10 protein-coding genes are annotated in these 12,177 nt (G+C 75.6%); 5 read left to right on the top strand and 5 right to left on the bottom strand.

The window, feature by feature from the left end; genetic code table 11:
* Positions 1–101 precede the first annotated feature (101 nt).
* A complete protein-coding gene (locus NP048_RS06445; RefSeq protein ID WP_372456822.1) occupies positions 102–1,595 on the top strand; it encodes an MDR family MFS transporter in 1,494 nt (497 codons plus the stop codon).
* Positions 1,596–1,616: 21 nt separating this feature from the next.
* On the opposite strand, the gene NP048_RS06440 is transcribed toward NP048_RS06445, so the two are convergent.
* The 4 genes from NP048_RS06440 to NP048_RS06425 all read right to left on the bottom strand — a co-directional run bounded on the left by NP048_RS06440 (position 1,617) and on the right by NP048_RS06425 (position 5,288).
* Positions 1,617–2,333 carry an esterase/lipase family protein gene (locus tag NP048_RS06440; RefSeq protein WP_227577387.1) on the bottom strand — a complete coding sequence of 239 codons (717 nt, stop codon included), beginning with the start codon at positions 2,331–2,333 and terminating at the stop codon, positions 1,617–1,619.
* Positions 2,330–3,121, bottom strand: a complete 792-nt coding sequence (locus NP048_RS06435; RefSeq protein WP_227577386.1) for an alpha/beta fold hydrolase — start codon at positions 3,119–3,121, stop codon at positions 2,330–2,332. Before NP048_RS06435 ends, NP048_RS06440 begins: the two co-directional genes overlap by 4 nt.
* A 110-nt stretch (positions 3,122–3,231) precedes the next feature.
* Complete coding sequence (locus NP048_RS06430; RefSeq protein WP_227577385.1) at positions 3,232–4,635, bottom strand: sensor histidine kinase; 1,404 nt, start codon at positions 4,633–4,635, stop codon at positions 3,232–3,234.
* A complete protein-coding gene (locus tag NP048_RS06425) occupies positions 4,632–5,288 on the bottom strand; it encodes a response regulator transcription factor (RefSeq protein ID WP_227577384.1) in 657 nt (218 codons plus the stop codon). The genes NP048_RS06430 and NP048_RS06425 overlap by 4 nt, the downstream gene beginning before the upstream one ends.
* 93 nt (positions 5,289–5,381) lie before the next feature.
* Between NP048_RS06425 and NP048_RS06420 the strand changes: the two genes are divergently transcribed.
* From NP048_RS06420 to NP048_RS06410, 3 genes are all read left to right on the top strand, one after another.
* On the top strand, positions 5,382–6,644 hold the full coding sequence (locus NP048_RS06420) for a LolA family protein (protein WP_227577383.1): 1,263 nt from the start codon (positions 5,382–5,384) through the stop codon (positions 6,642–6,644).
* Positions 6,645–6,715: 71 nt separating this feature from the next.
* Positions 6,716–7,702 (top strand): ABC transporter ATP-binding protein, encoded by a 987-nt coding sequence (locus tag NP048_RS06415; RefSeq protein WP_227577382.1) that lies wholly within the window; start codon positions 6,716–6,718, stop codon positions 7,700–7,702.
* Positions 7,689–8,570: an ABC transporter permease gene (locus tag NP048_RS06410; RefSeq protein WP_227577381.1), complete on the top strand. Its 882-nt coding sequence runs from the start codon at positions 7,689–7,691 to the stop codon at positions 8,568–8,570. The genes NP048_RS06415 and NP048_RS06410 overlap by 14 nt, the downstream gene beginning before the upstream one ends.
* A gap of 20 nt (positions 8,571–8,590) precedes the next feature.
* Here NP048_RS06410 and NP048_RS06405 read toward each other — a convergent pair whose 3' ends face one another.
* On the bottom strand, positions 8,591–10,561 hold the full coding sequence (locus NP048_RS06405; protein ID WP_227577380.1) for a threonine/serine exporter family protein: 1,971 nt from the start codon (positions 10,559–10,561) through the stop codon (positions 8,591–8,593).
* Positions 10,562–10,710: 149 nt separating this feature from the next.
* On the opposite strand from NP048_RS06405, the gene NP048_RS06400 reads away from it, so the two are divergent.
* Complete coding sequence (locus NP048_RS06400) at positions 10,711–12,135, top strand: NYN domain-containing protein (RefSeq protein ID WP_227577379.1); 1,425 nt, start codon at positions 10,711–10,713, stop codon at positions 12,133–12,135.
* Positions 12,136–12,177: the final 42 nt, after the last annotated feature.

Raw genomic sequence — 12,177 nt, 5'->3', positions numbered from 1 at the left:
CGCGGGTTGCCCACAGAGACTGTCGGGGTGCTCTCCTGCACCCTCTCCCCGTCCGGCCCGCACCAGACCCGTGCCCGTGGGCACCGACGACAGGCGACCACGTGACCGACCGCACCGCTCCACCCACCGCTCTGGTGGACCCGACCTCCGACGCGCCCGACGTGCCGGCGACGATGTCGGCGCGCGACCGGCTCGCCGTCACGCTCCTGCTCGTCTCCACGTTCGTCGTCATCCTCAACGAGACGATCATGGGCGTCGCGCTCCCGCGCCTCATGGACGACCTCGCGATCACCGCGAGCACCGCGCAGTGGCTGACCACGGCCTTCCTGCTGACCATGGCCGTCGTCATCCCCGTCACGGGCTTCTTCCTGCAGCGGACGACGACCCGCGGCGCGTTCCTCACCGCCATGGGGCTCTTCTCGCTCGGCACGCTCGTGTGCGCGCTGTCCCCCGGGTTCGAGGTTCTGCTGGCCGGGCGCGTCGTGCAGGCCACCGGTACCGCGGTCATGCTGCCGCTGCTCATGACGACCGTGATGACCGTGACGCCCCCCGCGTCGCGCGGCCGGACCATGGGCAACATCTCGATCGTCATCTCCGTCGCACCGGCGCTGGGCCCGACGATCTCCGGGCTGATCCTCTCGGTCCTGGACTGGCGCTGGATGTTCGGTCTCGTCCTGCCCATCGCGCTGGGCGCCCTCGCGCTGGGCGCGCTGCGGCTGCCGGACGTCACCGAGCCCCGACGCGCGCGCGTGGACGTCGTGTCCGTGGTGCTGTCGGCGGTCGCCTTCGGCGGGCTCGTCTTCGGCATGTCCCGCATCGGTGAAGCAGCGACCGGCGGTCTCGAGGCGGTCACGCTCGGCGCGCTGCTGGCCGGGGCCGCCGGCCTGACGCTCTTCGTCGCGCGTCAGCTCCGGCTGCAGCGCACCGACGACGCCCTGCTGGACCTGCGCACGTTCCGGTCCCGCACCTTCGCCGTGGGCGTGGCGCTGATGGCCGTGATGATGGTGGCGCTCTTCGGCGTCATCATCATGCTGCCGATCTACGCGCAGGACGTGCTGGGGGTCGACACCCTGCGCACGGGTCTGATGCTCCTGCCCGGTGGCCTGCTCATGGGCCTGCTGGCACCGGCCGTCGGGCGCGCGTACGACCGGGTCGGGCCGCGGCCCTTGCTGGTCCCCGGCACGCTGCTGGTGAGCGCCGCCACGTGGGGCATGGCCCTGCTGCTGGGCGCCGGCAGCTCGCCGTGGCTGCTGGTGGGCGCGCACCTGACGATGTCCGCCGGCCTGGCGCTCGTCTTCACGCCGTTGTTCACCTCGGCCCTCGGGTCGGTCCCCCCGGACCGGTACTCGCACGGGTCCGCCGTGATCGGGACGGTCCAGCAGGTGGCCGGTGCCGCGGGGACGGCGGTGTTCGTCACGGTGCTGTCCGCCACCGCCGCGGGCCTGGTCGCGGGGGGTGCGTCCGAGGTCGTCGCGACCGCCGGCGGGGTGCGGGCGGCGTTCCTGGTCGGTGCCGTGATCACGCTCCCGGCGGTCGTCGCCGCGTTCGCCGTGCGCCCGGCCCCCGCGGGGGCGCCCGTCCCGGCGCACCACTGACGCCCCGCGCGTGGCCGCCGTTCAGGAGCCTGCGGGCCTCTGACCGGCGGCCGCGAGCTGCGTGACGGCGTCGAGCACGACGGCGTGCAGCCGCGGGTCGTCGAGCGGGCGGAAGTGCCCGTCAAGAGGCAGCCGGACGTTGACGGCCCCCCGCAGCTCGCTGCCCCCGGGCACGTGCGGGTCGAACCGTGCGAAGACCGACCAGATCCGCGCGTGCGTCGCGACCTCGCGGGCGAGGGCCAGCACGTGCGGGTCCAGCGGCGACAGCGCGCGCACGGGCCGAGCGGGGAACCAGCGCGCGTACACCGAGCCCGCGAAGGGCGTGTTGACGGCGACGAGCCCGGCGACGTCCGGCCCCACCACGGGGTCGGACAGCACGAGCTTGCCGATCAGCCCGCCCTTCGAGTGCGCGACGAGGACCACCCGCCCGAGCGCGAGCTCCTCGAGCCGCGCGACGGCGAGGCGCGCCGACTCCTCCAGCCCCCGGCGGTTGATCCCGAGAGCGGGGACCGCGTGGACGGGGTGCCCCGCCGCGTACAGCGCCCGTGCCAGCCCGGACATCACGGGCCACGTCTCGTAGATCCCCGGCAGCAGGACCACCGGTACGCGGTCCCCCGTCGCCAGCGCGTCGACCGGCGGCGGGCGGAGCGTCGCGCGCGCCTGGGCACGGACGACCCACGCGTAGTCCCGCGCCCACGCCACCCCCTGCTCGAGCCGACGCGGCACCACTCCCCTCACCCCACGTGCTCCCGGACCAGGTCGCTGACCTCGGACGCGTGGTCGTACATCACGGCGTGCCCGCCGCCGGGGACGGTGACGACACGTCCCTGCGGCACGCTCCCCGCCAGGAGCTGCGCCCAGTCGTCGGGCGCGACGCTGTCCCGCGCACCGCGCACGACCAGCACCGGCACGTCGACGTGCGGCAGCCGGACCTCGATGTGGTGGCGCAGCATCGCGCGCAGCTCCGTCAGGTACCAGCGCGGGCCGCACTCGAGGTAGGAGCGCAGCAGCACGCGCTGCAGCGCCGCGGAGTCGTGCGCCGTGCTGCGCGCGAGCCGCAGCAGCTGACGCGGGGCCGAGCGCCCCGCCGCGTCGGTCGTCGGGCCCACGAGCACGAGTCCCGACACCACCCCGGGTGCGGACGCCGCGACCTCGGTCACGACCTGCGCCCCCATCGAGTGGCCCACGAGCGTGGGGCGCACCAGGTCGGCCCGCTCGATCCACCGTGTGACCAGGCGCGCGAGGTCCTCGACCTCGAGACGGTCACCGGGGCGCGGCAGGCCCGCGAAGCCCGGCAGGTCCAGGACGTGGACCGTGCCGCTGCGGGCCAGGTGCTGCGCGAGGTGCTCGAAGGAGGCGGACGACGCCCCGAGCCCGTGCACGAGCACGACGTCGCGGCGCGCCTCGGCAGGCTGGTCGGGCGAGGCGTTCGCGAGTGTCCAGGCACGCAGCGTGAGGCCGTCGATCCGGTGGTCGTTGACCGTCGCCCCGTCGGGTGTGCGTGGACCTCGGACCGTCAGCGGCATGACTCTCCCGTCGCGCGCGGCCCGGGCGGACGCGCCACCGGATCGTCGCACGGGCAGCACTGACCCGCGCGCGGTACGCACCTCAAGGAGGCCCCGTAGCCGCCGCACGGTCAACCCGCCGGGAGCTCGAGCACGGCCCGCGCACCGCCCGTCGGCGCGGTGTCGAGGTGCACGTCGCCGCCGAGCTCGCGCGCGACCTCACGGGCGATCGCCAGCCCGAGGCCGGCCCCGCCCGTGTCGCGCTCGCGCGCCTCGTCGAGCCGCACGAACCGCTCGAACACGCGCTCGCGGTCGGCGGGCGCCACGCCGCGCCCGTCGTCGTCGACGACGACCTGCGCACGCGCCGTCCCCTCGCCCGCCCCGACCCCCACCCGGACCTCGACGGTCGAGCGCGCGTGCCGCACGGCGTTCGCGACCAGGTTGCGCACGACCCGGCCGACCGCCTCAGGGGCCCCGGTGCCCGTCGCCTCGCCGCTGACGGTGACGCGCACCCCCCGTGCCGCGGCGTCGGGCGCGACGGCGGCCACGGCGTCCGCGACGACGGTCGCGAGGTCCACGGGACCCGCAGCCACGTCCCAGGAGCCCACGCGCGCGAGGACCAGGAGGTCGTCGACGAGCGTCTGCATGCGCGCGACCTGCGGTGCGAGGTCCGCGACGAGGTCCGCGACCGGGTAGGCCTCGGGGTGGGCCGCGGCCACCTCGACCGCGGCCCGGGTGGCGGCCACGGGTGAGCGCAGCTCGTGCGCGGCGTCCGCGACGAACGTGCGCTGGCGCGCGGCGGCGACCTCCAGCCGGTCGAGCATCGCGTTGAGCGTGCGGGCGAGCGCGCCCAGCTCGTCGTCGGCCGCCGGCACCGGCAGGGAACCCGGCCCACCCGCGAGCGCGACCTCGGCGGCGGCCGCACGCAGCTGCTCGACGGGTGCCAGCGCCCGGCCCAGGACGGTCCAGAGCACGAGGCCGAACCCCGCGGTCAGGACGGGCACGACGAGCAGCAGCGCGATGCGCAGCGCGCGCAGCACGGCCTGCACGTCGGTCGCGGGCACGGTCGTCACGAGCGTCGCGGGCGCGCCACGGTAGGTGACAGCGCGGACGGCCGCCCGCGCGACGTCGTCGTAGGCGCTCGCGTCGGTGCCCAGCACGAGCGGCTCCTCCCCGGCACGTGCGCGCCAGTCCGCGAGCGTCGCGGCGTCCACCACCGGCAGCGTGCGGGTCGCCGTCGTCGACGTCGCCAGCACTCCCCCGTCCGCGTCGAGCAGCTGCGCGACCTCGCCCGGCTGGACCACGGGCAGCGCGTCGGGGACCCGGTCGTCGGCGACGAGCGCCGCGAGCGTCGCGGAACGGTCGCGGACGACGTCGTCGAGCGCGGCGGTCCGTGCCGTGCCGAGGGCGGCGGACAGCGCCAGCGCGCCGGCGACGAGCACGGCCGCGACCGCGAGGGTCGCGACGAGCGTGAGCCGCGCACGCAGCGACATCCCGCGCGCCGGCCGGGACCCGGCCTCGTGCGACGCGCTCACGGATCGCCCACCCGGTACCCGGCGCCGCGCACCGTGGCGACGGCGTCGCGCCCGAGCTTGCGGCGCAGGTAGCCGACGTACACCTCGACGACGTTGGGGTCCTCACCGCCGGTGTCGAAGACGTGGTCGAGCAGCTCGATCTTGCCGACGACCCGCCCCGCGTGACGCAGCAGGTACTCCAGGAGCGCGGTCTCCCGCAGCGTCAGCTCGACCGGCCGGCCGGCCCGCGTCACGGCGCGGGACGACGGGTCGAGCGTCAGGTCGCCGACCCGCAGCACCGCCGGGCGCGGGGCGACGGGGCGGCGCACGAGCGCACGCAGCCGGGCCACGAGCACGACGAACGAGAACGGCTTGGTGAGGTAGTCGTCGGCGCCGACGTCGAGCCCGTCGGCGACGTCGTGCTCACCGTCCTTCGCGGACAGCATGAGCACGGGCGTCCACACGTCCTGCGCCCGCAGCGCGGTGACGACGTCGTAGCCGTTGCGCCGCGGCAGCATCACGTCGACGACCAGCACGTCGTACGCGCCGTCGACCGCCATCGCCAGGCCCGTGTCGCCGTCGTGCGCGGCGTCGACCGCGAACCCCTCGGCCGTCAGCCCCCGGCGCAGGGCGCGCACGAGCCCGACCTCGTCGTCGACCACGAGCACGCGCACCCCGGCAGCATCCCACCCGTCGCGCGGCGGCACGCCGCCCGCGGTCGCCGCGCTCTCAGTGTCCGCTCAGGCCGCAGGGTGCACGGTGGGGCCATGGACACCACCCCTGTCTCGCCCACCCGGTCACGGATCCGCGCTGCCTGGGCGGTCCCCACCGCCGCCGTGGTGGCCGTCGCCGGGGCGTTCGCGGCTCCTCCGCTGCTCGCGTCGGCGGGCTCGGCGACGCTGGCGGAGCTCACGCCCGAGCAGCTGCTGACCCGGGTCCTGGAGTCGGAGCCGCAGGCGCTGTCGGGGACCGTCGTCCACACGGCACGCCTCGGGCTGCCCGACCTGTCGATGACCCAGGTCGCCGGTGCGGACCCGGTGAGCCTCCTCAGTGGTTCGACCACGCTGCGCGTGTGGTCCGACGGCGGGCAGCGCTCGCGCGTCTCCCTGCTGGGGACGGCCTCGGAGTACTCGGTCGTGGCCGACGGCACGCAGGCGTGGACGTACTCGTCGTCGGACGACGAGGTCGTGCACTACGCCCTGTCGCCCGACGACGCCGCGCGCGCCGAGAAGATGCGGGCCACCGCCCGGCCGCCTGCGGACCTGCCGACCCCCGACGAGCTCGGACGCGAGGCGCTCGAGCGCGCACAGCGCGACGCGACCGTGAGCGTGGACGCGGCGACGACCGTCGCGGGCCGGGACGCCTACCAGGTGGTCGTGACCCCGCGGAGCAGCACGACCCTCGTCGGCCGCATCGTCGTGGCCGTCGACGCCCGGACGTGGTCACCGCTGCGCGTGCAGGTGTGGGGCAGCGACGACGCCGCGACACCGGCGCTCGAGCTCGGCTTCACCGACGTGACCTTCGCGGCCCCCGACGACGCGGTCCTGACCTTCTCGGCACCCCCGGGTGCGAGCGTGCGGGAGATCGTCCTGCCGCTGCCCGACGACGCGGCGCTCGCGGGACTCGCACCGAGCGACCTGCCGACGTCCCTGCCGGACGACCCGGCCGACGCGCCCCTGCCGGAGGGCACGCGGGTCACCGGCACCGGGTGGGACACCGTCGTCGAGCTGTCGGACGTCGACGTCGCGGCACTCGTGGCGGGCGACCCCGGGGCCGTCGCCGGGCTGCCGCAGGTCGACAAGCAGCTCGGGTCGGCCGGCGCGCAGGAGCTGTACGAGGAGTTCGCACCCGAAGGCGACGGTCCGGGCGTGGACCTCGACACGGTGGCGCTCTACGAGCAGCTGACCACGCCCGTCGAGGGCGGCCGCGCGCTGTCCTCGGCCCTCCTGTCGGTCCTGGTGCTCGACGACGGCCGGGTGCTGGTCGGCGCGGTCCCGGTCGACGCGCTGCGCGCGGCGGCCGGGGAGTGACCACGGTCCGGGCGGCGGCCGCCCCGGTGGCCGCCCCCGCACCGGCGCCTGCTGTGCCGCAGGCTGGTGCCGTGAGCGACGACGCCATCCGCACGCACGGGCTGACCAAGCGGTTCCGCACGGGTCAGGTCGCGGTCGACGGCATCGACCTGGCCGTGCCACGAGGCGCGGTCTACGGGTTCCTGGGGCCCAACGGGTCGGGCAAGACGACCACCATCCGCATGCTGCTGGGGCTGGTCGCGCCGACCGCCGGGCAGGTGCACCTGCTGGGTGAACCCATGCCGCAGGCTGCGGCGCGGGTCCTGCCCCGCGTCGGCGCCCTGGTCGAGGGCCCGGCGTTCCAGCCGTACCTCTCGGGGAGGGCCAACCTCGCGCGCCTCGACGCCGTCGACGGGTCGGCCGACCCGCGCACCGCCCGCGCGCGGGCCGACGCCGCGCTCGAGCGCGTCGGCCTCGGGGCCGCCGCCGACAAGCGCTACCGGCAGTACTCGCTGGGCATGAAGCAGCGCCTCGGTCTCGCGGCCGCCCTGTTGCGACCACGGGACCTGCTGGTCCTCGACGAGCCGACCAACGGTCTGGACCCGCAGGGCACTCGCGAGGTCCGGCACCTCGTGCGCGAGCTCGCCGACGCGGGCACCACCGTGCTCGTGTCCTCGCACCTGCTCGCCGAGATCGAGCAGGTGTGCACGCACGTCGGGATCATGGGCGGCGGACGGCTGCTGCTGCAGGGCCCGCGTGAGGACCTCGCGGCCCGGCGAGGGTCACGCGTGGTGGTGCGCACGCCGCAGGCCGACGGCGCCGCGGCGCTCGCGGAGCTGCGGCGCCTGGGGCTGGCGGACGCGGCCGTCGAGCCCGTGGCTGCGGACGGCGTCGTGACGGTCTCCGCAGCCCTCGCCGACGACGAGCCGGGCGCGTCGAGCGCGCTGCCCGCGCCGCAGGACATCGCGGGTGCGCTCGTGCACGCCGGTGTCGGGATCCTCACGTTCGACGTGCGCCGCCCGTCGCTGGAGCAGGTCTTCGTCGAGCTCACCGGGGAGGGATTCGATGTCGCTCGTTGACACCGCAGCGACGGGCGCGGCACCCGCCGACGCCCCCGTCCGCTACCGCGGCGCCACGGCCCGTCTCGTGCGGTCCGAGCTCGCGCTGGTCCTGGGGCGACGGCGCAACATCGTGCTGCTCGTCGGCCTGGCCCTCGTGCCGCTGCTGCTCGGCGTGGTCCTCTACCTCGCGCAGGACGCCGGACTCGCGGGTCAGGGCCCGCCGTTCGTCGCGCGCGTCACCGGCAACGGCCTGTTCCTCGTCGTCGCGTCGCTCTTCCTGTGCACGCCGTTCCTGCTGCCGCTGACCATCGGGATCGCGTCGGGTGACGCCATCGCCGGCGAGGCGTCCACGGGCACGCTGCGCTACCTGCTGGTCGTGCCCGTCGGCCGCGGCCGGCTGCTGGCCGTCAAGGCGCTGGGTGCGCTGGCCTTCGCGGCGGCGTCCGTGCTCGGGATCGCGGTCGTCGGGCTCGTGACGGGAGCGGCGCTGTTCGGCATCGACGACCTGACGCTCCTGTCGGGGACGACCGTGCCGCTCGCCGACGGCGTGCTGCGCGTCGCGGGCGTCGTGGCGTACGTGGGGCTGTCGATGACCGGCCTGGTCGCCGTCGGGCTGTTCTTCTCGACGCTCACCGAGGTGCCCGTCGGCGCGATGGCCGCGACGGTCGTCGTGGCGGTCGTCTCGAGCGTGCTGGACCAGCTGCCGCAGGTCGCGGTCATCCACCCCGCGCTCCTCACGCACCACTGGTTCGACTTCGCGGAGATGCTGCGCGTCGTGCCGTCGGCGGACGTCCTGGCGCAGGGGCTGGCCGTGCAGGCTGGTTGGGTCGTCGTGTTCGGCACCTTGGCGTGGGCGAGGTTCACGACGGGCGACGTCTCGTCCTGACCGCCCACCGCGGCGAGCGCTCACACGATCCGCGGCGCGTCGGGCGCGAACCGGCGCTGCACGCGGCCGCCGAGCGCGAGTCCGGCCAGCACCCCCAGGCTGATCGCGACCATCGAGATACCCGTCGTCATGATCGTCGTGATCGCCTGGTCCGTCGAGCGCCCCAGCGCGGACGTCACCCCGACCAGGCCGAGCGCACCGGGCACCAGGACCCAGAACCCGGGCAGGAAGGTCACGAGGAACGGTGGCGCACCGCGCCGTGCCGCGGCGAGCATCGCGACGGGCGTCATCGCCAGCGCCCCGACGAACGACGACACCACGGCACCGAACAGGACGCCCCCGATCACCTGGCCCGCGTACGCCACCAGCAGCACGAGGGTGATCCACGGCAGCGACCCCTGGCGCGCGGCGTTGTTCAGCACCACGCCGACCGCGTACACCAGCACGCCGACCCAGGGTCCGAACCATCCGAGCGGCTGACCGGTGCTCCCCGTACCGACATCGGCGGCGGGCACCCCGACGAGCCCGGCGGCGGTCGTGATGCCCAGCGCCAGCAGGACGAGCTGCATGACGCCGGCCGCGAGCCGTGACGACCCCGCGATCATCTGACGCGTCGCGAGGTCGATGACACCCGTGGTCAGCAGCGCCCCCGGCAGGAACGTCACGAGGGGCGCGACCAGCGGGGCCAGCAGGCCCACCGGCCACCCCGTGCGGACCAGCAGCAGGACCGGGACGGCGACGACGAACGCGCACAACGCCACGAGCAGGCCCTCGTACACCGCGGGGACGCGCCGCGTGGCCGTCGTGACGGCAGCCACCACGCCACCGAGCACGGCGGCGACGAGGACGTCGAGCCACCCGCCGCCCAGGACGAGCGAGAGCCCCGCCGCCACGGCCACGTAGCCCAGGGCGCGCCGCGTGAGCGACGACGTGGGCTCCGACATCACGATCGTCGACAGCTTCTCCAGCCCTTCGCGCGGACGCACGTCCCCGCGCGAGGCCGCGTCGGCGAGGTCCAGGACGTCGGCGACCTGGTCGAGGCGCAGCGTCCGGCTCCCGGCGGCGCTCACGGCCGTCCGCACGGTGTCGTGCTGCGGCACCGAGACCATCAGGGCCGTCGGGAACGTCACCACGGCGGCGTCGGGCAGGCCGTTGACCGTCGCGACACGCTCCAGGGTCGAGTCGACCTGCACGATCGGCGAGCCCGTGTCGATCATGGCCTCGCCGAGGCGCACCAGGAACAGCACCGTGACGTCGGCGCGGGCGCTGAGCGCGTCGACGTCCTCGCCCGGCTCGCCGTGGTGCATCTCGCGGTCGTGCGGCACTCCGTCGCGCACTTCGCCGTCGTCCGGCCCGCCGTGGTCCGGCTCACCGACGACCCGCTCGTCCGCGCGCGACGCGCCGGGTGGCACCACGAGGGTGGTGTCGGCTGCGCCCAGCGGCGGGAGCTCGAGCGTCGGGGTGTCGTCACCGTCCGGTGTCGCCGTACTCGTCGCCGTCGGGACCCTCGTCAGCGTCGCCGTGCCCGTCGGCAGCCGTGGACGGCTCGTCCGCCGCAACCACCAGGCGATCCCGGCGGCGGCCAGCACGAGCACGAGCGCGGCCGCCAGGACCGTGCCCCACGGCAACGACGACTCCGTGACCGCCGGCCCCGAGGGCCACTGCTGCACGAGCGCACCCGACGTGGAGGTCGGTCGCGGCGTCGACGTGGGGACGCCCGTCACGGCGGTGGGCGTGGGCTCGAGCGCGGGAGCGGTGGAGACCTGCGGGGTTGGGGCGGGAGTGGCGTCGACCGGCGGCACCGGTGCGTCCGTCGCGGGGTCGACGGTCGGCTCGACCGGCACGGGTGCCGGAGCGGTCGTCACGTCGGGCTCGGCCGGTGCGGTCGTCGCCCCGTCGGGGACCTCCTGGATCTCCTCGACGTCCTGAGGGTCCACCTGGAGCCCTCGCAGCGGAGCGGCCACGGAGAGCGGGGACGCGGGTGACGTCACGTCCGGCTCCCGCGGCACCGTGCCCGGCGGACCGCGTCCTGGTTGCGCACCCGGTCTTCTCCCCTCGACCACGTCCGCACGGCTCGTCCTGCGACCCCTCGTAGGCACGCTACCGACGCAGCGACCGTCGGGCACGGCAGGATAGGGGCGTGACCATCACCCCCGAACACACCCGACGTCTGCGTTCCGCGCTGTTCGTCGACTTCGACAACGTCTACATCGGCCTGGCGCGCCTCGACCCGCAGGCGGCCGAGGCGTTCGCGACGGACCCCGCCCACTGGTTGTCCGAGCTCGGCCAGGGGTCCGACGTCGACGGTGACCTGACGCGCCGGTTCCTGGTGCGCGCGTGCTACCTGAACCCGTCGGTGTACTCGCGTTTCCGCCCCAACTTCACGCGCGCCGGCTTCAAGGTCGTCGACTGCCCGTCGCTCACGCAGCAGGGCAAGTCCAGCGCCGACATCAACCTCGTGCTCGACGCGGTCGACGCGCTCGCAGCGCCCACGCACTACGACGAGTTCGTCATCGTGTCCGCCGACGCGGACTTCACGCCGCTCGCGCAGCGGTGCCGTGCGGACGACCGGCGTGTGACCATCATCACGGCGTCCCCTGCGGCGTCCGCGTACCGGTCGGTCGCCGACACCGTGATCGGCGCGGACGCGCTCGCGGACCTCGTGACGCAGACCGCCTCGACGTTCGTGGCGGAGCCGGAGCCCGCCCCCGAGCCCCTCCAGGCCGAGCCGGCGCCCGTCGTCGCCGAGCCCGAGGCCGCCGCACCGGAGGCTGCTCCTCCGGCGACGCGCACGGGCCGCTCGCGCCGGGCCACGCGGGCGGGCACGGCCACCGCCCCCGTCACCCCGGAGCCCGTCGCCGAGGAGGCGCCACCGGCCGCCCCCCGCACGACGCGGGCACGCGTCACCGAGCGCGTCGTCGACGAGGCCGAGGCCCGCGCCCGTCGCGCGGTGCGCCGCGCGGTACGAACCGCTGACGCCCCCCTGCCGTTGGGAGCGGCGGCGCAGGTCGCGCAGGGCGCCGACCCGAACCTCGCCTCCTCGCAGTGGGCGGGCACGGGTGGCTTCACGGCGTGGCTCGCCAAGGCACTGCCCGACCTCGACGTCTCGACGCGCCCGCCGGGTCACGTGTGGGACCCCCAGCGCTTCGGCGAGGCGGACCTGCCGGGCGCGGTGGCCGACACCGCGCCGAACGAGCTGCAGCGGCAGGTCATCGCGGTGACCGACACGCCCGGCCTGAGCCAGGCGCAGTACCGCGTCGTGCTCAAGACGCTCGCCGCGGACGTCGCGGCGCACCCGTTCGACCGCGTCGCGACGTCACGCCGCGTCCACGAGGCGTGCCAGCAGTCCGGCGCGAAGGTGGGCCGCTCGACCGTCAACTTCGTGATCTCCGGCGTGCTGTACACGGGCCTGTCGCTCGACGCGAAGCCGACCCCGGAGCTCGTCGCGCGCGCCTGGGCCGACAACGTCATCGGCCTGTGCCGCGGTGCCCGCATGGAGCTGACGAACGGGGACGAGGCGGCCATCCGCGCGTGGGTGGGCGGCGGCCTGGTCAGCGCCGGCTGACGACCTGCCGGCACGAGCCGGCCCGGCCGCCACGAGGGCGAC

Origin of the sequence: Cellulomonas xiejunii (assembly GCF_024508315.1) — a bacterium.
Taxonomy (GTDB): domain Bacteria; phylum Actinomycetota; class Actinomycetes; order Actinomycetales; family Cellulomonadaceae; genus Cellulomonas; species Cellulomonas xiejunii.
The sequence above is the reverse complement of the archived record's forward strand: the minus strand, read 5'-3'. Positions and strand labels throughout refer to the sequence as shown.

Excerpts from the sequence above, each read along its gene's own strand:
- NP048_RS06435 (WP_227577386.1), bottom strand. The coding sequence starts at position 3,121 with ATGCCGCTGACGGTCCGAGGTCCACGCACACCCGACGGGGCGACGGTC.
- NP048_RS06420 (WP_227577383.1), top strand. The coding sequence starts at position 5,382 with ATGGACACCACCCCTGTCTCGCCCACCCGGTCACGGATCCGCGCTGCC.
- NP048_RS06410 (WP_227577381.1), top strand. The coding sequence starts at position 7,689 with ATGTCGCTCGTTGACACCGCAGCGACGGGCGCGGCACCCGCCGACGCC.